The sequence below is a fragment of the Stappia sp. ICDLI1TA098 genome (assembly GCF_054880955.1).
The window spans coordinates 685,845-709,549 of the sequence record NZ_JBTZBT010000001.1 but is presented as its reverse complement, the minus strand read 5'-3'; the positions used below and the strand labels follow the sequence as shown (position 1 = coordinate 709,549).

Genomic DNA, 23,705 nt, shown 5'->3' with positions numbered 1-23,705 from the left:
ATGCTTGGGTTTAGGCTATATCGAGGGGGTTTCAATTCCCTTTCTGCACGAGATTGCCCGCATCCGGCATCTGCGCGCTCAACCAGTCGACAAAGCGCCGCGCGGCCGGGCTCGGCGCATCGGTTGCCGTCAGCCAGTAACCGCGCCTGCTGGCGCCGATGGTGCCGGTGAGCGGCACCAGATCGCCACGGCCAAGCTCCGCCTCGATCATGGTCTCCACGCAGAGCGCCACGCCGTGGCCGGCCACGACGGCGCTGACCAGAAGGTTGAAGTCGTCGAAGACGGGTCCCTCCGACGCCTGCTCCAGCGGCAGGCCGTTGTCGATCAGCCAGTCGCGCCAGTCCTTGCGGGTCTCGTCGTGCAGCAGACGGGCGCGCACGATCTGCTGCGAACGGTCGAAGGGACCGTAGCGGGCCAGATGCGCCGGACTGCAGACCGGGCGCGTGTGCCCCGACAGCAGCCGGATGCAGACGGCGAGACGGTCGGCCGGCGGCGGCGCGTCGTACCAGTCGATGGAAATGTCCGCGTCCTGCGGCGTGCCGTGGAGCGCATAAAGCAGACGCAGGCGCAGCGCCGGATCGACCTCGGTGAAGTCGACCAGCCGGGGAATGAGATAGCGCGTGGCGAAGGACGGCACGCAGGCGATGGAAAGCTCCGTGCGCCGCGCCGCCTCGGCAACGTCGCCGCAGACCTCGCCGAGCCGGGTGAGCGCTGCCTGCATGGCGGCGGCGATCCGCTCCGCCTCCGGCGTCAGCTCGATGCGCCGGCCGACGCGGCGCACAAGGGCCGTGCCGAACCAGTCCTCCAGGTTCCGCAGATGATGGCTGACGGCGGCGTGGGTGACGCCGAGTTCCTCGGCAGCAAGACCGACCCGACCCGTGTGGGCGAGGCTCGCAAGAGCGCGCAGGGCATTGAGCGGTGGCAGGCGGGACGGTTGCATTGTTCGAAAAACTAACCACCTGGTCGGTGAAATTCAATTGTCCCAGCCGTTCTGCTGTGACTTTTTTCGTCATAGAGATATTTTGCAAGCAGGAGGAGGAGTCGGCGGGGGCCGATCTTTCGAAACTCATCCGGCCGGCAAGGCTTGCGCAGGTCGACGTGTCGGCGACCCTGCGGAACAGCGCGAGGTGTGCCACGTCAGGTGGACCATCCTCGCCGTCGCCACCCGGCGAGGATGAAATGTTCGATCCAGCCGCCCAACGGGAAAGATGTTCTTTTCTGGCAGGTGGCAAACGAGGGGAATTGTCTCCCCTTGAGCGTCTTGATAAAAACGGATTTCATTCGTCGTTGAGAATTCTTCGACGCATGCGGGACCGAGAAAGGCAAAAGCCTCCGGTTCATGAGGGGAACACAGGGCAATGGACTATTTCTTCCAGCAGTTGATCAATGGCGTCACGCTGGGGTCGATCTACGGCCTCATCGCCATTGGCTATACGATGGTCTACGGCATCATCGGCATGATCAATTTTGCCCATGGCGATATCTTCATGGTCGGCGCCTTCATCGCGCTGATCCTGGTCATCGCCCTCGGCATCACCGCGGCAACGCCGCTTCTGCTTCTCATCCTGGCGCTGGTTCTGGTGCTGGTCATCGCCATGGCGCTGACCGCGGTCTGGGGCTGGACGGTTGAGCGGATCGCCTACCGCCCGCTGCGCGGGTCCTTTCGCCTGGCGCCGCTGATCACCGCGATCGGCGCCTCGATCGCGCTCCAGAACTTCGTCCAGATCGCGCAAGGGGCGCGCAACAAGCCCCTGCAGCCGCTGATCTCGGGCAACTTCCAGCTCTGGGAAACCTCGACCACCGACGGCTCCTTCGTCGTCCAGGCCAGCTACATGCAGGTCCTGATCGTGGTCACCACCTTCCTGCTGATGGTCGGCTTCACGCTGCTGATCAACAAGACCTCGCTCGGCCGCGCCCAGCGCGCCTGCGAGCAGGACCGCAAGATGGCCTCGCTGCTTGGCGTCAACGTCGACAGGACGATCTCGCTGACCTTCGTGATGGGCGCCTCGCTGGCCGCCGTCGCCGGTCTGATGTTCCTGCTCTACTACGGCGTCATCGACTTCTACATCGGCTTCCTCGCCGGCGTGAAAGCCTTCACCGCAGCGGTTCTCGGCGGCATCGGCTCGCTTCCCGGCGCCATGCTTGGCGGCTTGCTGATCGGGCTGATCGAGACCTTCTGGTCCGGCTATTTCTCGCTCGAGTACAAGGACGTCGCGGCGTTCTCCATCCTCGCCATCGTGCTGATCTTCATGCCTGAAGGTCTGCTCGGACGGCCCGAAGTCGAGAAGGTTTGAGCCGATGGCAACCCGGAAAGATGATCTCCTCGGCGCGTCCCTGAAGGATGCGGCCGTGGGAGGCCTGATCGCGCTCGGCCTGTTCGGCCTGCTGATCGGAATGCGCACCAAGATCGACGTCGGCGGCCTGCAGATCGAGTACCGCTGGAGCACCGTGGCCATCGCCGTTCTTGTCGTCTTCGTCGGACGGCTCCTGCTCAACCTCTTCGTCTGGAAGAGCGAGCGCCCGCTCACCGGCATGCTGTCTGCGCTCAAGCCGAAGCCGGGGGCGATGTCCTCCGTCTCGCATCTGGTCGCCCCGCTGCTGTTCCTGCTGGCGGTCGTGCTGCCCTTCCTGCTCATGTACTTCCTGGGCACGCGCGGCTCGCGGCAATATCTCGATCTCGCCATCCTGGTGACGACCTACGTGATGCTCGGCTGGGGCCTCAACATCGTCGTCGGCCTCGCCGGCCTGCTCGACCTGGGGTATGTCGCCTTCTACGCGGTGGGTGCCTATTCCTACGCGCTGCTGGCGCATTACTTCGGCTTCTCGTTCTGGGTGTGCCTGCCGCTGGCCGGCATTCTCGCCGCCTTCTGGGGCATCATCCTCGGCTTCCCGGTGCTGCGGCTCAGGGGCGACTATCTCGCCATCGTGACGCTGGCCTTCGGCGAGATCATCCGCGTGGTGCTGCTCAACTGGTACGAGTTCACCGGCGGGCCTGACGGCATCTCCGGCATTCCCCGGCCGTCCTTCTTCGGGCTCGAGTTCGAGCGTGGCGAGGGCGGGTTCGCCGCCTTCTTCGGGCTCGACTACAGCTCCATCCACCGCATCATCTTCCTCTACTACCTGATCCTGCTGATGGCGCTGGCGACCAACTTCGTCACCATGCGGCTGCGCAAGCTGCCGGTGGGTCGGGCCTGGGAAGCGCTGCGCGAGGACGAGATCGCCTGTCGCGCGCTCGGCATCAACACGACGAACACCAAGCTCACCGCCTTCGCGCTGGGCGCCATGTTCGGCGGCTTCGCCGGTTCGTTCTTCGCGACCAGGCAGGGCTTCATCTCACCCGAGAGCTTCACCTTCATCGAGTCCGCCGTGATCCTGGCCATCGTCGTGCTCGGCGGGCTCGGCTCGCAGATCGGCGTCGTCATCGCCGCGGTGGTGATGATCGGCGGCTTCGAGTTCTTCCGGCAGTTCGAGGAGTACCGGATGCTGGTGTTCGGCCTGCTCATGGTGGTCATCATGGTGTGGAAGCCGCGCGGCCTGATCTCGACCCGCACACCCTCGGTCGCACTCGACCGGGGCAAGGCCAAGGGCATATCCGCCGATATGGTTCAGGAGGGCCACGGATGACCCACTGGAACGACGATCCGGTCCTGCGCATCGACCATCTGACGATGCGCTTCGGCGGCCTGGTGGCCGTCAACGACCTCTCCTTCAACGTCGGCCGGGGCGACATCACCGCCCTGATCGGCCCCAACGGCGCCGGCAAGACCACGGTCTTCAACTGCGCGACCGGCTTCTACAAGCCGACCGAGGGGCGGATCTCGATGCGGCGCAAGGGCGGCGACGTTTTCCTGCTCGAGCGCATGCCCGACTTCCAGATCTCGGCGAAGGCGGGCGTGGCGCGCACCTTCCAGAACATCCGCCTGTTCGGCGGCATGACGCTTCTGGAAAACCTGATGGTCGCCCAACACAACGAACTGATGGTCGCCTCCGGCTACACGGTCGGAGGCCTGCTGGGGCTGAAGGGCTTCCGCAGCGCCGAACGCGAGGCGATGGACCGGGCCCGCTACTGGCTCGAACGGACCGAGCTGCTGCCGCGTGCCGACGCCCCGGCGGCCGATCTTCCCTACGGCGACCAGCGCCGGCTGGAGATTGCCCGCGCCATGTGCACAAGCCCGGAACTCCTGTGCCTCGACGAGCCGGCGGCCGGCCTGAACCCGCGCGAGAGCAGCGAGCTCAACACGCTGCTGCACTTCATCCGCGACGAGCACGCAACTTCCGTCCTGCTCATCGAGCATGACATGTCGGTGGTGATGGAAATCTCCGACCACGTCATCGTGCTCGACTACGGTGAAAAGATCTCCGACGGCACGCCGGACGAAGTGAAGAACGATCCCAAGGTGATCGCGGCCTATCTCGGCGTCGCCGACGACGAAGTCGACCTGGTCGAAGAGGAGGTGGGCCTGTGAGCGTGCAGAAACCGCTTTTGCGAGTCCGCGGCGTCGAGACCCACTATGGCAAGATCGTCGCCCTGCGCGGCGTCGACCTCGACGTGTTCGAGGGAGAGATCGTGACGATCATCGGCGCCAATGGCGCTGGCAAGTCGACCCTGATGATGACCGTCTGCGGCGCGCCGCAGGCCACCACGGGCCAGATCCTCTACAAGGATCTCGACATCACCCGCATGCCGACCCACGAGATCATGCGCATGGACATCGCGCAATCGCCCGAAGGGCGGCGGATCTTCCCGCGCATGTCGGTGATGGAGAACCTGCAGATGGGCGCGGCCGTGGCCGATCCGACGCATTTCGATGCGGATCTGGAGAAGGTCTTCAGCCTGTTCCCGAGGCTCAAGGAGCGGCGCGAGCAGCGCGGCGGAACGCTGTCGGGCGGCGAACAGCAGATGCTGGCCATCGCCCGCGCCCTGATGGGCCGGCCGCGGCTGCTTCTGCTCGACGAGCCCTCGCTGGGGCTCGCGCCGCTGGTCGTCAAGCAGATCTTCGACGCCATCGCCGAGCTCAACCGCTCGGACGGGCTGACGGTCTTCCTTGTCGAGCAGAACGCCTATCACGCGCTCAAGCTCGCCCACCGTGGCTATGTGCTGGTCAACGGGGCCATCACCATGGCCGGAACGGGCAAGGAGCTGCTGGCGCGCGACGACGTCAAGGCCGCCTATCTCGAGGGCGGACGCCATTGAGGCCGCCGGCCGCGCCCGCCCCTGCCCTTTCGGCAAGGCGAAGCGCGCGGCCGCATTCGGAAATCTCCGCGGAGAGCCGGCAATCCGGCTCCCGTCGGGGTGCCCCCGGGCAAGCGGCACGGCCGCGACCCCGGGCACTGGGGAGAGCCTGACATGGGTTACCTTTACGACTCGAGCCTGACCGGCTTCATCGTGCTGACGCTTTGCCTGGGCGGCACCGCCGCCTGGGCCACGGGGCGCGCCTGCGCGCTGACCTGGCGTCCGCTCTATGTGCTTGTCTGGTTTCTTTTCCTGCTGTCGCTGGGCGTGCGTTTCCTCAATTACGCGCTCAACCACGGCGGCCTTCTGTCCGTCTCGCACTGGCTGGTTGCCTTCGTCTATCTGCTCGCGGTCGGCCTTGCCAGCTGGCGGCTGACCCGCACCGAGCAGATGACGCGGCAGTACCGGTGGCTCTACGAAAAGACCAGCCCCTTCAGCTGGCGCGTGAAGCCGGGTGCCGACGATACGATCACCTCGTGAAAACGGGGCTGGCGGACGCGATTTTCCGTTGCGTCCGCAAGGGTTCCGAAACGCTCGACTTTGTCTGAGAAGCCGATAGTGTTTCGGTACAAGCCGCCATCCACGGGGTGCCGGCGCGGGTGAAAATCCCGCAAGCCAGAGTGGTCCAGCGCCGGCCCGGTCCGGGTTCGGTTTTGCATCTGGAGCAAGGGGAGAACAGTCAATGAAAAAGCTTCTTATGGCGAGTGTGGCAACGGTTGTCGGCATGGGCCTGTCGACCGCGGCCATGGCCGACATCGTGATCGCCACGGCCGGTCCGATGACCGGCCAGTACGCATCCTTCGGCCAGCAGATGAAGGCGGGTGCCGAGCAGGCGGTCGAGGACATCAACGCGGCCGGCGGCATCAATGGCGAGAAGCTCGTCCTCGAGGTCGGCGACGACGCCTGCGATCCCAAGCAGGCCGTGGCCGTTGCCAACCAGTTCGTCGGCAAGGGCGTCGTCTTCGTCGCCGGTCACTTCTGCTCGGGCTCCTCGATCCCGGCCAGCCAGGTCTATTCGGAAGAGGGCATCATCCAGATCTCTCCCGCCTCGACCAACCCGAAGTTCACCGATGAGCGTCCGGGGCCGGGCATCTTCCGCACCTGCGGCCGCGACGACCAGCAGGGCCAGGTGGCCGGCGCCTTCCTCGCCAAGAACTTCGGCGACAAGAAGATCGCCATCATCCACGACAAGTCGGCCTACGGTAAGGGTCTCGCCGACGAGACCAAGAAGTACATGAACGAGGCGGGCAAGCAGGAGACCCTCTACGAAGCCTACACGGCGGGCGAGAAGGACTACACCGCGCTGGTGACCAAGCTGAAGTCCGAGGGCATCAACGTGCTCTACGTCGGCGGCTATCACTCCGAGGCCGGCCTGATCAAGCGCCAGATGGCCGAGCAGGGCATGGACACCATCCTCGTTTCCGGCGACGCGCTGGTCACCGACGAGTACTGGTCGATCACCGGCGACGCCGGCGCCGGCACGCTCATGACCTTCTCGCCGGATCCGCGCAAGAACCCGGACGCCGCCCCGGTCGTCAAGGCGCTTGAGGCCGCAGGCCGTACCGCCGAGGGCTACTCGCTCTACACCTACGCCGCGATCCAGGCGTGGGCCGACTCCGTCAAGGCCGCCGGTTCAACGGACTTCGACGCCGTCATCGAGAAGCTCAACGACGGCGAGTTCACGACCGTTCTCGGCCAGCTCTCCTTCGACGACAAGGGCGACGTGACCCTGCCGGGCTATGTCTTCTACGAGTGGAAAGACGGAAAGTACGACTACCTGAACTGAGCCGCGACAGGCTCCCGTCGCAGCGGACCCCGGTCCGCCGCACACCCCGCCCGGGCGACCGGGCGGGGTTTTTCTTGACAGAGACACTTTCATCAAGGTCAAGCGCGCGCGAATCGTAACCTTAACAGGCGATTGTCGCGAAGGTGCATTCAGTCGCTCTCTGCGATGTCGTAAACTCCTCGTTAAGCATTGACGGGAGTACCGACATGCAGAAAGTGGTCTGGGGAATGGTCGCCATCTATCTGGCGATCGGGCTGGCATTCTGGAGCAGCCGCGCGTTCGCCGCGCCGGAGCTCGTTCGCTTTTCCGATACCCGCTTCCAGGCGGGCACGATCCTTGTGAAGAACGGAGAAAAGCGCCTCTATCTCGTCCAGCGGGACGGAACGGCGCTGCGCTACCGCGTCGCCGTCGGCAAGACCGGCAAGGTCTGGACCGGCCGCACCTATGTGTCCGGCAAATACGTGCGTCCGGCCTGGTCGCCGCCGGCAACGGTCTGGCGCGACCTGCCGCACCTTCCCGCCCGCATCGAGGGCGGCGCGCCGAACAACCCGATGGGCGCGGCCGCCATGACGCTGGCCGGCGGCGAATACGCCATCCATGGCACCAACCGGCCCGGCTCCATCGGCCGCGCCGTCTCCTATGGCTGCATCCGCATGAAGAACGAGGACATCGCCGACCTGTTCGCCCGTGTCCGCGTCAACACGCCCGTCGTCGCGGTGAACTGAGGGCGGCGATTGCCGGTCCGCCTATTCGGCAGCCTCGAGACCGGATGCGCCCGCGTCCGGCGCATCCAGACGGGCAAGGAGCGTCGCGCGCTTCGCCGCCGCCTTCGCCATGTTCGCCTCCTTCACCGGCCCGAAGCCGCGCACAAGGTCCGGCACCCGCGCGATCTCGACCAGCAGACCGTAGTCGGCCCGCCCGAGCGAGGAAACGACCCGCTCCAGATCGGCGAGATAGCTTGCAACCAGCGCCCGCTCGCCACGCCGCTCGGCCGTCTTCCCGAAGATGTCGAGCGCCGTGCCGCGCAGCCGCTTCATGCGCGCGAGCAGGCGGAAGGCGGTGAAGATCCACGGCCCGAAGGCGATCTTCCTCGGCCTGCCCGTCTTCGCGTCGAGCGAACGCGCCAGCAGCGGCGGGGCGAGCATCACCCTCACCTTCTTCGGATCGGCGAACTGGGCGGCGAGCTTTTCGCCGAACCCGGGCAGCGTGTAGAGCCGCGCCACCTCGTATTCATCCTTGTAGGCCATGACCCGGAAGAGCATGTCGGCCGCCGTTCGGGTGAGCCTGAGAGCGCCGTTGCCGCGCGCCTCGTCGGCCTGCCGGACACGCGCCACCGCGGCGGAGAAGCGCTGCGCATAGGCCGTGTCCTGATAGGCCGCAAGCTCGCTCTCCAGAAAGGCGATGCGGGCGTCGAGATCCATCTGCGCGCCGGATGCCGGCTCCCGGCCTCCCGGCAGCGCCGAAAGGATCGCCTCCGGTGTCGCGAAGAGCACCCGCCCGGCGCGAAATGCCTTGATGTTGCGCGCGACCGCCGCGCCGTTGAGCGTGATCGCGGTCTCCAGCGCGGCCGTCGACAGCGGCAGGCGGCCCGCCTGGTGCGCCATGCCGACCAGCATCATGTTGGCGAAGATGGCATCGCCCAGCACCGCCTCGGCGATGCCGGCGATATCGTGGCCGGCGTACAGCGGACAGGCCTCGGCCAGCGTCTGGCGCATGCGCGTCTCGTCGAAGGAAAGCGTCTGGCGCATGACGAATTCCGCCGTCGGCGCGACACGCGCATTGGCGAAACACGCCGTCTTCTCCCGGTCGATCAAGGCGAGCTGCTCGGCATTGGTGGCCACCACCATGTCGGAGGCAAGCAGCACGTCGAGGCTGGCGGCGGGAACGCGCGGCCCCTCGATGGCGCGCGCGCGCGTCGAGAAGCGCACATGCGAGGTGACCGGCCCGCCCTTCTGAGCAAGGCCCGTCATGTCGAGCGTCGAGGCCTGCTTGCCGTCGACATGGGCCGCCATGGCGATCACCGCAGCCGTCGTCGTCACTCCCGCCCCGCCGATGCCGGCGATGAGCAGGTTCACCGTGGTCTCCAGCGGAGCGACCGCAGCCGCCGGCAGAGCCTCCGAGAGCCCGTCGATGTCGAGGCCGGTGACTTCCATGCGGGCAAGCTCCGCCCCCTCGATCTCGACGAAGGAGGGGCAGAAGCCCTTCACGCAGGAGAAATCCTTGTTGCAGGACGACTGGTTGATCCGCCGCTTCTCGCCGAAGGGCGTCGCCAGCGGCTCGACCGAAAGGCAGTTCGACTGCACCGAGCAATCACCGCAGCCTTCACAGACACGGTCGTTGACGAAGAGCCTGATGTCGGGGTCGGGATAGCCGCCCTTCTTGCGCCGCCGACGTTTCTCCGCCGCGCAGGTCTGGTCGTAGATGAGGATGGTGACGCCCTTCACCTGGCGCAGCTCCTCCTGCACCTCCATCAACCGGTCGCGGTGGTAGACATCGACGCCCGGCGCAAGATCGTGGCGGCCGAGATAGGCGTCCGGCCGCTCGCTGACGACAACGACGCGCTCCGCGCCCTCCGCCTCGAGTTGGCGGGTGAGCTGTGGCACGGTGAGAATGCCGTCGACCGGCTGCCCGCCGGTCATCGCGACCGCATCATTGTAGAGAATCTTGTAGGTGATCGGCACTTTCGCCGAGATCGCCTGGCGGATCGCCAGGATCCCCGAGTGGAAATAGGTTCCATCGCCAATGTTGGCGAAGACGTGGGTATCCCGGGCGAAGGGCGCCTGGCCGACCCAAAGCACCCCCTCGCCGCCCATGGCGATCTGCCCGTCCGTTGTCCGCCCCGGGATCTCGGTCATGGCATGGCAGCCGATGCCCGGGAGCGAACGCGCGCCCTCGGGCACCACGGTGGAGGAGGAATGCGGGCAGCCCGAGCAGAAATAGGGCACCCGCGCGGCCCGCTCCGCGTGGCCCTGCGCCCACATCGCCTGCCGGTTCATGCGCTCCGCCACGGCCCGCATGTCCGCCGTGACCACCGCCTCGGGCAGGAAGGCGAGCAGCGCCGGCACGATCTCGGCGACGGAAAGCTCCAGAACGTCGGAGAGGAAGGGACCGCCCTCCGGTGCGCTCTTGCCCCAGATCGCCGGGCGCGCATGCTCCGGCCAGGCGTAGGCCAGTTCCTTGATCTGCGGCTCGATGAACCCGCGCTTGTGCTCGACGACGAGCAGCCGCTCCAGTCCGCGCGCGAAGCCGGAAACGCCGATCGGCTCCAGCGGCCAGGGCATGGCGACCTTGTAGATGGCAAGGCCGATGTCGCGCGCACGCGCCTCGTCGATGCCGATGAGCTCGAGCGCCTGGCGCAGGTCGCGATAGGCCTTGCCGGTGGCGACGAGGCCGACACGCGGACGCCCGGAGCCGAAGGCCACCCGGTCAAGACCGTTCGCCCGCACATAGGCCCGGGCGGCGGGAAGGCGCACATCGCGCAGAAGCCGCTCGGTCTCGAGCCGATTGGCCAGCAGCAGCCCCCGGTTGAGGTCCGCATGGCGACGCGGATCCCGCTCCATCGGCCGCTCGAAGGAGAGCCGGGCCGGATCGACGGAAATGGTGGCGGAGGCATCCATCGTGTCGGCCAGGCAGATCATGCCCGTCCACAGGCCCGAGAACCGCGACAGCTCCAGCCCGTGCAGGCCATAGTCGAGCACTTCCTGGATGTCGGAAGGATTGAGCACCGGCATCTCCGCATGGGCGAAGAAGAATTCGGACTGGGCGGGCAGGATCGACGACTTGGCGAGATGATCGTCGCCGGCCAGCGCCAGCACGCCGCCATGCGCGGCCGTGCCGCTGGCATTGGCCTGGCGCAGCACGTCGCCGGCGCGGTCGACGCCCGGCGCCTTGCCGTACCAGATGCCAAAGACGCCGTCGCGGTCGGTGCCCCTGCCATGCAGAGCGACCTTCTGCGAGCCCCAGACCGCGGTCGCGCCGAGTTCCTCGTTGACGCCCGGCTGGAAGACGATGTCGGCGGCGGCAAGATGGCGTTTCGCCCGCACCAACTCGGTGTCGTAGCCGGCGAGCGGCGAACCGCGATAGCCGGAGACGAAGCCGGCGGTGTCGAGCCCCGCCTCCCGGTCGAGCCGGCGGCGGTCGAGCGTCAGGCGCACGAGCGCCTGGATGCCGGAGAGATAGACATGCCCCTGCGTGGCGACATACTTGTCGTCGAGCGAAATGGGCGTGTTTCCCAGCGAAATGGCACGGGTGATGGCATTCATGGCGACGGCTCCTCTTCCGCCCGGGCTTCAACGGCCCTCTGGTGCCGTGCGCCCGCTTATCGCGGCCACCCAATATCCTCCGGCTTACGGTCAAATTCTGTGCTATCCGCCCTCACAAAACTCTGGAAATCGCAGTAAAATTCCGTACAAGAGCCGGATGAGCGAAAAATATCTCCTCGATCCGTCCGACATTCGCGTGCTCAAGATCCTGCAACGGGACGCCTCGCTGTCGATTGCCGAAATCGCGCGCGAGGCCGGCATGAGCCAGACGCCCTGCTGGCGGCGGATCAAGAAGCTCAAGGAAAGCGGCATCATTCGCCAGACGGTCGCCGTGGTCGACCGCGAGGCCGTGGGCCTCGGCTTCGTCGCCTATGCCTTCGTCAAGCTGGCGGTGCCGAGCCGGGAGAACATGGAAACCTTCGACAAGCTGGTCGACCGCTGGCCGGAGGTGGTGATCTGCGAGCGCATCACCGGCGCCGTCGACTACCTGATCAAGGTCGTGACCAGCGACATAAAGGCTTATGACGATTTCCTGCGGCTGAAGCTGCTCGACAACGCCATGGTCTCCGACGTGCAGTCACGCATCGTCGTCAGCACGGTGAAACAGACGGTCGCCCTGCCGCTTCGCGAAAGCTGAGGCGGCCTCGCCCGCCCTCAGCGGTCCATCACGGCGATGCGCAGGCCGAGCAGGATGAGTACGCCGCCGAGCAGGCGTGACACGCCTGCCTGCGCCCCCTCGATGGATCGGCGCACCGGCCGCGTGTCGAGCGTGAAGACAAAGACCAGCCAGAACAGCGCGCTGACGCAAACCGTGGTCGCCACCAGCGCCAGCATGCCCGCGCCCGAGGTCTGCGGCGTGATCACCATGGTGAAGACGCCGAGGTAGAAGAGCGTGCCCTTCGGGTTGAGGATGTTGTTGAAGAAGCCTTGCACGAAGAACGTGCGCCGACGCGCCTTTGTCGTCTCCGCCGACGCGTCGAGGGAAATTCTCCCGCCGGCCGAGCGCAGGCTCATGATGCCGAGATAGACCAGATAGGCGGCGGCCAGGTATTTCAGCACCGAGAAGGCGACAATGCTGCGCGAGATCAGCAGCCCGATGCCGACCGCGCAATAGCCGATGTGCACCAGATTTCCCGCGAGAACCCCGAGCGCCGTCATCAGGCCGCCACGACGCCCGCCAGCAAGCGTGTTGCGCAGCACGATGACCATGTCCGGCCCCGGACTCACCATGACAAGGGCAGTGAGACCGGCAAGCACCGCGACCTGATGGGCAAGCATGTTGTCGATCTCCTACGCAGAGCGGGCAAGAACAGGATCCGCCCGAAAGAGATCACCTGTCGACAAGATGGACAAGGCGTCATTTTGGGCAAAAGGGCAGGTATGCAGGTTTCGGGGCGCTCGGTTTCGGGCCACACTGCGGCCAGGAATCGCAACGCCCACTGCCCTGAAGGGGAGCATCCCATGAAGCCGCTTGTCGGATCCTGCCGTTGTGGCAAGACGGAAATCGAGGTATCCGCCCCGCCGATCATGACGGCGGCCTGTCACTGCGACGGTTGCCGCAAGATGAGCGCGAGCGCCTTTTCCCTTACCGCCATGGTGCCAACCTCCGCCTTTCACGTCACCAAGGGAGAGCCGGTGAAAGGCGGGGCGAAAGGCCCTCAGCTCGACCACTATTTCTGCCCCGACTGCATGACCTGGATGTTCACGCGGATTGTCGGCATGGATGCCTTCGTCAACGTGCGCCCGACCATGTTCGACGACGCCCGCCTGTCGTACCCCTTCATGGAGACGATGACGGCGGAGAAACTTGCCTGGGTGGAGCTGCCTGTCGAACACAGCTATACGGGCTTCCCTCCTCCCGAGGATTTCGCGAAACTCATGCAGGATTTCGCCGCACGCTGGGCGGCGGCTCCCGCGGAAGAGACCGGCAGCTAACCGACCAGAAGGCGCGCCGGAGTGAAGGGTACCGGATCGACGAAGGCCGGGTCGCCCGACATCATCTCCGAGAGCAGCCGCCCCATGGCCGGCGCCAGAGAGAAGCCGTCCGCGCCGTGGCCGAGCGCCATCCACAGGCCGGGGCCACCGGGGACGGGGCCGAGCACGGGCAGCCCGTCCGGGGTCAGCACACGGTGGCCGATGACCGGCACGTCCTCCACCGCGGAGCCAAGGGGGATCAGCGCGCGCGCGCAGGTCACCTGCCGCTCGAAACCAGCGGAGCGGATCTCGTCGGCCGGCTCGTTCTGGCCTGCCGTCAGTTCCTCGTCGCCGATCAGGCGGATGCCGCGCTCCATCGGCGTCATCAGGAAACCGCCGTCAACATCGCTGACCGGCCGCGACAGCGACACGCCCGATACGGGCCGGAAATGGCCGTGGCGGTTGCGCAGCGTGGCAAGCGGCAGTGCCAGGCCGAACCGGTGCAACAGCGGCAGCGTGCCCGAGCCCAGCGCCAGCACGGCCTGTTCGGCTGCGATCTCGCCATGGGCCGTCGGCACCGTCCAGTTCGACCACGCCTGAGACAGCGCTCCCGGATCGCCGGTAACGATCTCGCCGCCGCGCTCGCGGAAGAGGCGTGCATAGGCCTTGGTCACCCCGCCCGGCGAGGACACCGACTGGCTGTCGGGCCAGTGGACAGCGGCAAGAATGCGCCCGCGAATATCCGGCTCGAGCCGGGCAAGGCGCGCGTCGTCCAGATCCTCGTAGGGAATGCCGACAATCCGGGCGAAATGACGCTCGACCTCGCTGGCCTGATGCGAGGCCGCGGTCCGGTAGATCTTGATCCAGCCGGTGCGCCGGAAAAAACGGAAGGCGCTCGCCGCACGGGCAATCGCCAGATGCTCGGCGATGGCCGCCGCCTGAAGCGGCGCCAGCGCGCGGGCATGGCGCGGAACGTTCAGCGAGGAGGTCTCGACGCGCGCCGCCTTGAGAAACCGGCGCAGGGCGGGAAGCGCACGTGCCTCGATTCGCATCCCCCCGGAGCGTGAGAAAAGGCGCGCGAGGATGTCCATCGCTCCCTGCGGCACATCCAGCGGCGTGAAGCCGGTGCGGGCAAGAAGCCCCGAATTCCCTCGCGAGGAGACCTCTCCCGGCGCGAAATCGTCGACGAGGCACACACGCCAGCCTCGCGCCTGCAAGTGCAAGGCGACGCTGACCCCCGTGATACCCGCCCCCAGGACGATGACGTCGACGCTACGCATATCATCTATCGACACAAATCCGCCGCGCCGCGCAAGCGGCAAGTCGCGCGCGGTCCCATGTCGACGGTTGCGAAGCCCCTGCGGCCACACGCTTTCACCAGCATTCGTGTCGCCGGTCATTGCCAAGCCTGCCGCCGGCCGGCATGCTTGCACCTCCCGCCGCAGCCGCCGGAGGCCATGCCATGCAGGCGCTCGCCCTGCCCCTCCATCTTCTCGCGTGGCTCGGACGCCAGGGCACACGCGCCGTCGCCATCAGCGCCTTGCTCGGCCTCTTCCTGCCGCAGCTTTCAGCGCTCTTCCGCCCCTATGTGGGCGAAGCCATCTTCGTGCTCCTGGTGCTTGCCTTCCTGCGCGTCGACCCGGTGGCCGTTCTTGCCCACATGCGGCGGCCGCGCCTGATCTTCCTTGCCTTCGTGTGGATGCAGGTCGCCGTGCCGGTGGCGGCCGCCCTTCTGGTGACCGCCTTCGGCCCGGCCTCCCTGCAGCCCGACCTCGGCCTTGCGGTCTTTCTCGTCACCGCCGGCCCGGCGATCATGTCGGCACCCGCCTTCATCGCCCTGATCGGCCTCGACAGCGCCCTGTCGCTCGCCCTGATCGTCGCCGGCATGCTGCTGACGCCGCTGACCGCGCCTCTGATCGGCGGCCTGATCCTCGGTGACACGCTGCCCATCGACGCGCTCGCCCTCGGCATCCGCCTGGCGCTGCTGCTCGCGGCCTCCGCCGGCAGCGCCTGGGTAATCCGCCGCCTCGCCGGAACGCCGCGCGTAGCGGCCGCGCGCGAGCATATCGACGGGCTCAACGTGCTGATCCTCTTCGTCTTCGCCGTCGCCGTGATGGACGGGGTGGCGGCGCATTTCGCCGAGACACCGTTGCTGACGCTCGGTGTCGGCGCGCTCACCTTCGCCGTCGCGCTGGCGCAGATGGGCCTGACCATGCTGGTCTTCGCCCGCACAAGGCGCGACCAGGCCTTCGTGCTCGCCCATGCCTGCGGCAACCGCAACATGGGTCTGCTCGTCGCCGCCCTCGGCGGCACACTGCCCGATCTCGCCTGGCTCTATTTCGGCCTCGGGCAGTTGCCGATCTACCTGCTGCCCTGGCTGCTGAAGCCGGTGGCGACACGTCTTGCCGCCGATCATCGCCCGCGTGACGGCGATCACATCACAGCCCCCGGTTCCAGCTAGACTTGCCGGCACGAAGCCCGCAAGGGCTTGCCCCTTGCCCGCGAAGGACAGTCCGATGCCCAACCGCTCCCGCTTCATCGCCGTGCCCAGGCACTTCGTCCGTCTGCTTGCCGTAGCCGTCGCGGTGCTTGTCGCCCCCGTCGGCCCGGCGCTTGCCGGCGACTACGCCAGGACAGAGATCCTCGGCTTTTCCGCCGACGGCGGCCATTTCGCCTTCGAGGAATACGGCATCCAGGACGGTTCCGGCTTTCCCTATTCCAACATCTACGTGATCGATACGAGCCAGGACAGCTGGGTGCCGGGCTCACCGTTCCGCCTGCGCGAGCGCATCGACGACAGCCAGCCGCTCGACCTCGAAGAGGTGCTGCGGGAAACCCGCGCCCGCAACCGGGAGACGGCGCGCGCCGTGCTGGAGGCGGCCGGGATCGACGGGCGCGGCGACACGGTCGCTCACAATCCGCCGACGGAAAAATTCGCCGACCGCTACCTGATGGTGGCCTCGACGGTGCGCGAGTCCCCCGACTTCGGCACTCCGCTGGATCTGCGCATGTCGGTCTTCCCGCTCGACGCCAAGTCCTGCCCCTCGGGCTTCGGCAAGACGCAAGGGTTCCGCCTGACGATGACAGAGGGGCAAGACGAACGCCTCCTCAACGACGACAAGAGCCTGCCGGAAAGCCGCGGGTGCCCGCTCGACTACCGCATCGAGAGGCTCGTCACCTACCGCAAGAGATGGAACGACACGCCCTATTTCGCCGTGCTCGTGCTGGTCGAGTCGATCGGCTTCGAGGGCAAGGACGGACGCTATCTGGCGATCACCGGCAAGCTCTAGGCGCACAGGCGGTGGCAGCGGCGCTTTCCCTGCGGCCTTGTGAGCCGGCACCGGCTATGATAGCCGCATTCGCGAATGCGGCGGCATCGCCCGCCACCTCCCCTCGCCCCTGCCGGAGCTGCCACCGATGACCCGCCCGATCACCATCGCCCCCTCGATGCTCGCCTCCGACTTCTCCGCCTTTGGCCAGGAAGTCCGCGACGTCGTGGAAGCCGGCGCCGACTGGATCCATCTCGACGTGATGGACGGGCATTTCGTGCCCAACATCAGCTTCGGCCCAGACGTGATCGCGGCGATGCGCAAGCACACCGACAAGGTGTTCGACACCCACCTGATGATCGCGCCCTGCGATGCCTATCTGGAGGCTTTCGCCAAGGCCGGCTCCGACATCATCACCGTCCACGCCGAGGCGGGCCCGCATCTCGACCGCTCGCTGCAGGCGATCCGTTCGCTTGGCAAGAAGGCCGGTGTCTCGCTCAACCCGGCGACACCGGAAAGCGTCCTCGAATATGTGCTCGACCGGCTCGACCTGATCCTCGTCATGAGCGTCAACCCGGGCTTCGGCGGCCAGTCCTTCATCCCGGCGATGGTCGACAAGGTGGCGCGGATCCGCGAGATGATCGGTGACCGGCCGATCGACATCGAGGTGGACGGCGGCGTCACTCCCGCCACCGCGCCGCTGGTCGCCGCCGCCGGCGCCAATGTGCTCGTCGCCGGCTCCGCCGTGTTCAAGGGTGCGGGCGTCGACGGCTACCGCAGCAACATCGACGCGATCCGCAGTGCCGCCGAGATGGCCGCGGCGGCGGCCTGATCCGGCCGGCCCGCGGCCGCAGCCGAAGGAGACGCCGATGCGCCCCCTCCTCTTCGCGTTCGTCTGGTCGCTTTTCGTGACAGGGCTCGAGGCGGGTGTGCTCACCCTGCGCGCGGAGGCGCTCACCGGACGCTCGCTCGGCGTCGTGGCGATCTTCGCCGTCGGCGGCTTCGCCGGCGGGCTCGCCGCCTGGGGCATCGCCTCGCTGCTCACCTTCCGGCGCAGGCGTCACCGCACATCCGCCCGCTTCGCGGCGATGGTGGTGGCGCTCGCGGTGGCGACAGCCGCCGCCACCGCCTTCCTCTTCTACCTGCAATTCAACACCTATTACGCCCAGTGGCACACCGACAGGCCATCCTTCCGGATGCTCTGGGAGACGATCTTCACCTCGGCGACGAGCAGCTACATCTTCGTCGTCATGGGCATCCGCCCGCTGCTGCCCGTCCTGCTCCCCGCACTTCTCGCGGCCGGCTGGATCTTCGCCCGGATTGAGCCGCGCCGCCGCGTCTGATATGGCACCGGCAACTTTCCGAAGCTTCCAAACAGCTCCCAAGAGGACACCGCATGATTCCGCGCTACTCCCGGCCCGAGATGGTCGCCATCTGGTCGCCCGAGACCAAGTTCCGCATCTGGTTCGAAATCGAGGCGCATGCCTGCGACGCGCTGGCGGAGCTCGGCGTCATCCCGCAGGAAGCTGCAAGGACCATCTGGGAGAAGGGCGGCTCGGCCACCTTCGACGTCGACCGCATCGACGAGATCGAGCGCGAGACCAAGCATGACGTCATCGCGTTCCTGACCCATCTCTCCGAGATCGTCGGCCCCGACGCGCGCTTCGTGCACCAGGGCATGACCTCCTCGGACGTGCTCGACACCTGCCTCAACGTGCAGCTGACCCGCGCCGCCGACCTGCTGCTCGCCGACATCGACGCGCTGCTTGGCGCGATCAAGCGCCGCGCCTTCGAGCACAAGGACACCGTCTGCATCGGCCGCTCCCACGGCATCCATGCCGAGCCGGTCACCTTCGGCCTGAAGATGGCGGAGGCCTATGCCGAGTTCGACCGCTGCCGCACCCGCCTTCTGGCGGCCCGCGCCGAGATCGCCACATGCGCCATCTCCGGCGCCGTCGGCACCTTCGCCAACATCGATCCGCGCATCGAGGAGCATGTCGCCAACGCCATGGGCCTCGCCGTCGAGCCGGTCTCGACCCAGGTCATTCCGCGCGACCGCCATGCGATGTTCTTCGCCACGCTCGGCGTCATCGCCTCCTCGATCGAGCGCGTGGCGACCGAAATCCGCCACCTGCAGCGCACCGAGGTGCTGGAAGCGGAGGAGTATTTCTCCCCCGGCCAGAAGGGCTCCAGCGCCATGCCGCACAAGCGCAACCCGGTCCTGACCGAGAACCTGACGGGCCTCGCCCGCATGGTGCGCGCCTATGCGATGCCGGCGATGGAGAACGTGGCGCTGTGGCACGAGCGCGACATCTCGCACTCCTCGGTCGAGCGCATGATCGGCCCCGACGCGACCGTCACCCTCGACTTCGCACTCGCCCGGCTGACCAATGTCATCGACAAGCTGATGGTCTATCCGGAGCGGATGCTGGCCAACATGAACCGCCTTGGCGGTCTCGTGCACTCCCAGCGCATCCTGCTGGCGCTGACGCAGGCCGGCGTGTCGCGCGAGGACGCCTACCGGCTCGTCCAGCGCAACGCCATGAAGGTGTGGGACAGCTACCAGACGCAGGGCAGCTCCGACGTCGATTTCCTTGAAGAGCTGCTGAAGGACAAGGACGTGCGCGATGCTCTGTCCGAGGACGAGATCCGCTCGCGCTTCGACCTCGGCTACCACGTCAAGTCCGTTGACACGATCTTCGCCCGCGTCTTCGGCAAAGACTGACAGCACGGATGGGGACGAGCCTCGCGGCCGTCCCCATTTTCCTGCCCAACCGGGAGAAGAGCGGCCATGAAGATCTCCGAGACAGACATTCTCCTCGTTCCAGGCTACGGCGAGACGCCGGCCGCGCACTGGCTGCACCGCTGGCAGGAGAAAATGCCCACGGCTCGCTTCGTCGAGCTGTCCTCGACCTTCCATCCCGTGCGCAAGCAGTGGGTCGAGGCGATCGCGGCCGCCGTCGAGGCAGCCGAACGGCCGGTTGTGCTCGTCGCCCATTCGCTCGGCGCCATCGCCTGCGTCCATGCAGCCCGCGCCCTTCCGGCGGACAAGGTGAAAGCCGCCTTCCTCGTCGCGCCGACCAATCTCGCCCGCAGCGCGCCGAAACCCGCCTTCGAAGTCGGCGACTTCCTGCCCGTCCCCAAAGGTCCGCTTCCCTTCATGGCGCGCGTCGTCGCGAGCCGCAACGATCCGCATTGCGACTACGACACGGCACACGGCTTCGCGCTCGACTGGGGCGCCCACTTCCAGGACGCGGGCGAAGCCGGGCACATCAACCAGGACAGCGGCCACGGCCCATGGCCGGAAGGGCTGATGTCCTTCGCCTATCTCATGAAGGACTTGTGAGCGCGCGCAGGCGATGACGCAAGGACAGCGCCCTGCCCTTCTTCACACCCGGCGGAAGGCGTTTTCGCCGTTGCTTGCCGCAAACGCCGCACATACAGTTCGGGACGTGCGTTCGGCGCAAAAGCTTTGACTGCATTTCCCTGGTCACATCAAGCGTTAGGCGGCGTCATTCATTTCGCCAGCCACCTCTTTTTCCGGAAAAAGACATTTCGATGAAATCAGGCAAGAACGTCCTGCGCGCAGCGCTGCTCCTCGCCGGCCCGATGATCCTCGCCGGGTGCGGCCCGAGCAAGGAGGATCTGGAGCGGCACAAGCAACTGGTGCAAACGCTCGTCGAGGCCCGTGACGGCAGGAGCACCTGCGGCAACACGGAAAACTCCTCTCCTGCCGCCCGTGCCATCGTGGCGAAGGACAGGCTGCGCGGGTTGACACGCTACACCGACAACGACGCCCCCGAGGCCATGTCCGACCGCACCAGCGTGTCCTACATGCCCGGGCACGGCACGCAGATCTCCTACACCTCCGCCGACGGACGCTCCTGGCTCTGGTATCCGGGCAACAGCCGTATCCTGGAAGGCCGCTGGAAGCTGGACGACAGCAAGGACTACCTGCAGGTCTGCTACGACTACGGTGCTGGAACCCGCAACCCGACGATGAAGAAGGCCGGCAGCAGCACCCAGTGCGGCAATTTTCACAACCAGGAAATCTTCACGCTCGATACGAAACGCGGCGACGTCTTCGGTCTTGCCGGCGCGGCGGTGGCCAGGCCGCTGCCCAAGGACGCGGCCAAACCCTATTCACCGGGTTGCGCGCCGGCCCGCAAGCCGCTGCTGAAAAACGGCAAGCCGCCGATCGAGAACCTGCAGGCGGACCTCAAGGGATACCTCCGTCATCCCTGAGGGAAGCGCCCCGTCCGCCGCGGGTCAGCTGGCCGCGCGCGGGCCGGCCTTGGTCAGCGCGCTGATCTTGGCGGCCACAAAGAGGGAGACGGGCACGGCGAGCACCACGCCGACGCCGGCGAAGGCCGCCAGCAGCCAGGGCTCATAGTCGTTGATGCCATAGAAGGTCATCGGCATGAGCGCGCAGATGCCCGCAAGCGTCGGGGCGATCACGATGAAAAGCAAGGCTGCCAGTTTCCACATAGGAAGTCACTCCGCGCTGAGGCGGCGCTCCTGATCCCCGGCCCGCACCGGCGGGCCCGCGCCGCACGACACGGTTCACCCTAGCCTTCACAAATGCGAAAAGAATGCGGCACCCCGCCCCATGGGGCTTTCACCTAGGGCGCCAGGCCCTGCGGGCGGGGCTTCCTCATCGGCGCGCGCCTCAGCCGATTTCGGCGCGCTTGCGGGCTGCCTCGTCGAGGAACATGGCCATGTCGACGCCATAGGCGATGTAGCCGTAGCCCATCTCGCGCGCCCTGATGGCATCCGCGGCGGTGTTGCAGAAGATACCCGCGAGCTTACCGGCCGCCTTCGCCCGCGCGGCGATGTCGGCGGCATGGCCCTGCACCTCGTCGCTGCTCGGGGCAAGACCCTTGCCCTCCGACAGGGTCAGCGACAGATCGCCCGGGCCGACGAAGACCGCATCAAGCCCTTCGACCGCAAGGATCTCGTCCAGCGCGGCAAGGGCCGCGGGCGTCTCGACCATGGCGAAGGCGATCGTCTCGCTGTTGGCGGCGGCGAGATACTCAGGCGGCGTCAGCCCGGCAAGCATGGCCCCGCGATGCGGCCCCCAGCTGCGCGCGCCGAGCGGCGGGTACTTGGCCGCTGCGACCAGCGCCAGCGCGTCCTCCGGCGTGTTGATCATCGGCACGATGACCGCCTCGGCGCCGAGATCGAAGGCCCGGCTGACATTGGCGAAATCATCCACGGGCGTGCGCACCACCGGATGCGCCCCGCCAAGCCGCGCGGCGGCGATGCCGTCGCGGACCGAGGCGATGTCGTGGAAGCCGTGCTGCATGTCGAGCATGACGCCCTCGTAGCCGGCGCGCGCGCACAGCTCGGCGACAATCGGCACCGCCAGCGACGACCAGGCCGTGACAATGGTCTCTCCGGCACGAAGCCGGGAAGCGAGCGAAGGCGTTCGGGAGGTCATGACGGGTCATCCTGTGCCGGGCCTAAGGCAGCAGCGCAAGGCGCGGTGCCGATGGCGGGATCGATCTGGCCGAAGCAGGATGCCCCGGCCGCGCGGGTCGCGGGCCGCCGGCAATGGGGGCCCGGACGCGACGGGGAGGGAAAGCGCGCCGCGGAGCGGAGCCGCGACGCGCGAAGTCATAAACTGTCGGGGTTCAGGTGCCCGACTGGATCTGCTCAGCCGCGGTGTGCAGCAGTTCGTCCATGGTGCGACGGATCTGATGATCGGACTGCTCCACGCCGGCGTCGTCGAAATCCTTGCGGATCTTGCGGAACACGTCCTCCTCGCCCGGCTCCTCGAAGTCGGAACGGACGACTTCCTTGGCATATTCCTGAGCCTTCTCGGCATCGAGGCCGAGCTTCTCGGCAGCCCACAGGCCGAGCAGCTTGTTGCGCCGCGCGATGGCCTTGAAGCGCAGTTCCTCGTCGTGAGCGAACTTGCCCTCGAACCCCTCCTCGCGGTTGTTGAACGTGTTCATGCGCTCTTTCTCCTGCCTGTGTATCGCGTTTGCGTGTATCGCCACTGTATGTGGGCGGTTTCGGGGCGGTGCGGACCCGGCCCTGACCCCGGCCACGCCCTCGCGCGGCCTGTCGGCCCGGTCCGTCCCCCCATATGGGTATTGGTTCGCACCTTGCATATCCTTGCAGGGTGACCAAATCAACGCGATAACGCCCGCTTTCCTGAACTCTGCACGCTCCCTCGCACACCGGCCGCAAGCTGCGGCGCAGGCGCTGCAAATGTCGCCCAACGGCTTCATTGTACTTTGTCGGGCGATCGTGTAGTTTCCGCGCCATCGAGCGGGGGGACCGTATCTCATCTGCTGCTTCCGGACGCGCCGATGCTCCGCCCTCCTGCCAAGGACAAGGCGAGGCAGACGGCACCCGAAGGCACGCAGCGCACTGGAGCCACTCCGCCAGAATGGATTTTCTCTCACCAACACGGTACGTGCCTATGAACCGCCGCCGGCGCATTTACGAAGGCAAGGGCAAGATCCTCTATGAGGGCCCTGAGCCTGGAACGCTCATCCAGCACTTCAAGGACGATGCAACCGCGTTCAACGCCAAGAAGCACGAGATCATCGATGGCAAGGGCGTCCTGAACAACAGGATCTCCGAGTTCATCTTCAATCAGCTGAACGCGATCGGCATCCCCACCCACTTCCTGCGTCGCATGAACATGCGCGAGCAGCTGATCCGCGAAGTCGAGATCATCCCGCTCGAGGTGGTGGTGCGCAACGTTGCAGCCGGTTCGCTGTCGAAGCGCCTCGGTCTCGAGGAAGGCACGCAGCTGCCGCGTTCGATCATCGAGTTCTACTACAAGAACGACGCGCTCGACGATCCGATGGTCTCCGAGGAGCACATCACCGCTTTCGGCTGGTGCTCGCCCCAGGAGATGGACGACATCATGGCGCTGGCGATCCGCGTCAACGACTTCCTGACCGGCCTGTTCCTTGGCGTCGGCATCCGTCTCGTCGACTTCAAGATCGAGTGCGGCCGTCACTGGGAAGGCGACATGATGCGTGTCGTCGTCGCCGACGAGATCTCGCCCGACAGCTGCCGCCTGTGGGACATCCAGTCCAACGAGAAGATGGACAAGGACCGCTTCCGCCGCGACCTCGGCGGAATGCTGGAAGCCTACCAGGAAGTGGCCCGGCGCCTCGGCATCCTCAACGACAACGACCGGCCGAACGGCACCGGCCCCGTGCTGGTCAAGTAAGCTGCTCGCCAGGCGAGATCGCCGCGCGCTTCGCTTGCAAGAAACA

General features: G+C 66.7%; 24 protein-coding genes. 17 read left to right on the top strand and 7 right to left on the bottom strand.

Annotated elements, in window-relative coordinates; translation table 11 throughout:
- Positions 1-31: 31 nt before the first annotated feature.
- On the bottom strand, positions 32-940 hold the full coding sequence (locus tag ACSLUQ_RS03105) for a LysR substrate-binding domain-containing protein (RefSeq protein WP_461807673.1): 909 nt from the start codon (positions 938-940) through the stop codon (positions 32-34).
- A gap of 418 nt (positions 941-1,358) precedes the next feature.
- On the opposite strand from ACSLUQ_RS03105, the gene ACSLUQ_RS03100 reads away from it, so the two are divergent.
- From ACSLUQ_RS03100 to ACSLUQ_RS03070, 7 genes are all read left to right on the top strand, one after another.
- On the top strand, positions 1,359-2,294 hold the full coding sequence (locus ACSLUQ_RS03100) for an ABC transporter permease subunit (protein WP_417770795.1): 936 nt from the start codon (positions 1,359-1,361) through the stop codon (positions 2,292-2,294).
- A 4-nt stretch (positions 2,295-2,298) separates the two neighbouring features.
- Positions 2,299-3,624, top strand: a complete 1,326-nt coding sequence (livM, locus tag ACSLUQ_RS03095; protein WP_417770796.1) for a high-affinity branched-chain amino acid ABC transporter permease LivM — start codon at positions 2,299-2,301, stop codon at positions 3,622-3,624.
- Positions 3,621-4,466, top strand: a complete 846-nt coding sequence (locus ACSLUQ_RS03090) for an ABC transporter ATP-binding protein (RefSeq protein ID WP_461807672.1) — start codon at positions 3,621-3,623, stop codon at positions 4,464-4,466. The genes livM and ACSLUQ_RS03090 overlap by 4 nt, the downstream gene beginning before the upstream one ends.
- Positions 4,463-5,194, top strand: coding sequence for an ABC transporter ATP-binding protein (locus ACSLUQ_RS03085; RefSeq protein WP_417770798.1), 732 nt, complete (start codon positions 4,463-4,465; stop codon positions 5,192-5,194). Before ACSLUQ_RS03090 ends, ACSLUQ_RS03085 begins: the two co-directional genes overlap by 4 nt.
- Before the next feature lie 153 nt (positions 5,195-5,347).
- The gene (locus tag ACSLUQ_RS03080) at positions 5,348-5,713 is read left to right on the top strand and encodes a DUF6867 family protein (RefSeq protein ID WP_417770799.1); all 366 of its coding nucleotides are present in this window, start codon (positions 5,348-5,350) and stop codon (positions 5,711-5,713) included.
- A 202-nt stretch (positions 5,714-5,915) separates the two neighbouring features.
- A complete protein-coding gene (locus ACSLUQ_RS03075; protein ID WP_461807671.1) occupies positions 5,916-7,019 on the top strand; it encodes a branched-chain amino acid ABC transporter substrate-binding protein in 1,104 nt (367 codons plus the stop codon).
- 227 nt (positions 7,020-7,246) lie between these two features.
- Positions 7,247-7,744 (top strand): L,D-transpeptidase, encoded by a 498-nt coding sequence (locus ACSLUQ_RS03070; protein ID WP_417771203.1) that lies wholly within the window; start codon positions 7,247-7,249, stop codon positions 7,742-7,744.
- A 21-nt stretch (positions 7,745-7,765) separates the two neighbouring features.
- Here the strand turns inward: ACSLUQ_RS03070 and ACSLUQ_RS03065 are convergent, their stop codons facing one another.
- Entirely contained in the window at positions 7,766-11,281 is a 3,516-nt protein-coding gene (locus tag ACSLUQ_RS03065) for an indolepyruvate ferredoxin oxidoreductase family protein (RefSeq protein ID WP_461807670.1), read from the bottom strand.
- A gap of 157 nt (positions 11,282-11,438) precedes the next feature.
- Between ACSLUQ_RS03065 and ACSLUQ_RS03060 the strand changes: the two genes are divergently transcribed.
- Positions 11,439-11,918 (top strand): Lrp/AsnC family transcriptional regulator, encoded by a 480-nt coding sequence (locus tag ACSLUQ_RS03060; RefSeq protein WP_417770802.1) that lies wholly within the window; start codon positions 11,439-11,441, stop codon positions 11,916-11,918.
- A gap of 17 nt (positions 11,919-11,935) precedes the next feature.
- On the opposite strand, the gene ACSLUQ_RS03055 is transcribed toward ACSLUQ_RS03060, so the two are convergent.
- Complete coding sequence (locus ACSLUQ_RS03055) at positions 11,936-12,559, bottom strand: LysE family transporter (protein ID WP_461807669.1); 624 nt, start codon at positions 12,557-12,559, stop codon at positions 11,936-11,938.
- Between the two features lie 183 nt (positions 12,560-12,742).
- Here ACSLUQ_RS03055 and ACSLUQ_RS03050 point away from each other — a divergent pair, with 183 nt between their 5' ends.
- On the top strand, positions 12,743-13,216 hold the full coding sequence (locus ACSLUQ_RS03050) for a GFA family protein (protein ID WP_417770804.1): 474 nt from the start codon (positions 12,743-12,745) through the stop codon (positions 13,214-13,216).
- Here the strand turns inward: ACSLUQ_RS03050 and ACSLUQ_RS03045 are convergent.
- Positions 13,213-14,475, bottom strand: coding sequence for an NAD(P)/FAD-dependent oxidoreductase (locus tag ACSLUQ_RS03045; RefSeq protein WP_417770805.1), 1,263 nt, complete (start codon positions 14,473-14,475; stop codon positions 13,213-13,215). The genes ACSLUQ_RS03050 and ACSLUQ_RS03045 overlap by 4 nt on opposite strands.
- Positions 14,476-14,657: 182 nt before the next feature.
- On the opposite strand from ACSLUQ_RS03045, the gene ACSLUQ_RS03040 reads away from it, so the two are divergent.
- The 7 genes from ACSLUQ_RS03040 to ACSLUQ_RS03010 all read left to right on the top strand — a co-directional run bounded on the left by ACSLUQ_RS03040 (position 14,658) and on the right by ACSLUQ_RS03010 (position 20,709).
- Positions 14,658-15,656: a sodium:proton symporter gene (locus tag ACSLUQ_RS03040; RefSeq protein WP_461807668.1), complete on the top strand. Its 999-nt coding sequence runs from the start codon at positions 14,658-14,660 to the stop codon at positions 15,654-15,656.
- A gap of 55 nt (positions 15,657-15,711) precedes the next feature.
- On the top strand, positions 15,712-16,485 hold the full coding sequence (locus ACSLUQ_RS03035; protein ID WP_461807667.1) for a DUF2259 domain-containing protein: 774 nt from the start codon (positions 15,712-15,714) through the stop codon (positions 16,483-16,485).
- Positions 16,486-16,612: 127 nt separating this feature from the next.
- Positions 16,613-17,296 (top strand): ribulose-phosphate 3-epimerase, encoded by a 684-nt coding sequence (gene rpe, locus ACSLUQ_RS03030; protein ID WP_417770808.1) that lies wholly within the window; start codon positions 16,613-16,615, stop codon positions 17,294-17,296.
- Positions 17,297-17,333: 37 nt separating this feature from the next.
- Positions 17,334-17,807, top strand: coding sequence for a hypothetical protein (locus tag ACSLUQ_RS03025; protein WP_417770809.1), 474 nt, complete (start codon positions 17,334-17,336; stop codon positions 17,805-17,807).
- Positions 17,808-17,860: 53 nt separating this feature from the next.
- Complete coding sequence (gene purB, locus ACSLUQ_RS03020) at positions 17,861-19,189, top strand: adenylosuccinate lyase (RefSeq protein ID WP_417770810.1); 1,329 nt, start codon at positions 17,861-17,863, stop codon at positions 19,187-19,189.
- Positions 19,190-19,255: 66 nt separating this feature from the next.
- Positions 19,256-19,810 (top strand): RBBP9/YdeN family alpha/beta hydrolase, encoded by a 555-nt coding sequence (locus ACSLUQ_RS03015; RefSeq protein ID WP_417770811.1) that lies wholly within the window; start codon positions 19,256-19,258, stop codon positions 19,808-19,810.
- A 212-nt stretch (positions 19,811-20,022) separates the two neighbouring features.
- Positions 20,023-20,709: a hypothetical protein gene (locus ACSLUQ_RS03010; protein ID WP_417770812.1), complete on the top strand. Its 687-nt coding sequence runs from the start codon at positions 20,023-20,025 to the stop codon at positions 20,707-20,709.
- Between the two features lie 24 nt (positions 20,710-20,733).
- Here ACSLUQ_RS03010 and ACSLUQ_RS03005 read toward each other — a convergent pair whose 3' ends face one another.
- The 3 genes from ACSLUQ_RS03005 to ACSLUQ_RS02995 form a co-directional block, all read right to left on the bottom strand.
- A complete protein-coding gene (locus tag ACSLUQ_RS03005; protein ID WP_417770813.1) occupies positions 20,734-20,952 on the bottom strand; it encodes a hypothetical protein in 219 nt (72 codons plus the stop codon).
- 181 nt (positions 20,953-21,133) lie between these two features.
- On the bottom strand, positions 21,134-21,904 hold the full coding sequence (locus tag ACSLUQ_RS03000; RefSeq protein ID WP_417770814.1) for an HpcH/HpaI aldolase family protein: 771 nt from the start codon (positions 21,902-21,904) through the stop codon (positions 21,134-21,136).
- A 193-nt stretch (positions 21,905-22,097) separates the two neighbouring features.
- Complete coding sequence (locus ACSLUQ_RS02995; RefSeq protein WP_417770815.1) at positions 22,098-22,421, bottom strand: DUF1476 domain-containing protein; 324 nt, start codon at positions 22,419-22,421, stop codon at positions 22,098-22,100.
- 440 nt (positions 22,422-22,861) lie between these two features.
- Between ACSLUQ_RS02995 and purC the strand changes: the two genes are divergently transcribed.
- Positions 22,862-23,659 carry a phosphoribosylaminoimidazolesuccinocarboxamide synthase gene (gene purC, locus ACSLUQ_RS02990; protein WP_417770816.1) on the top strand — a complete coding sequence of 266 codons (798 nt, stop codon included), beginning with the start codon at positions 22,862-22,864 and terminating at the stop codon, positions 23,657-23,659.
- Positions 23,660-23,705 lie beyond the last annotated feature (46 nt).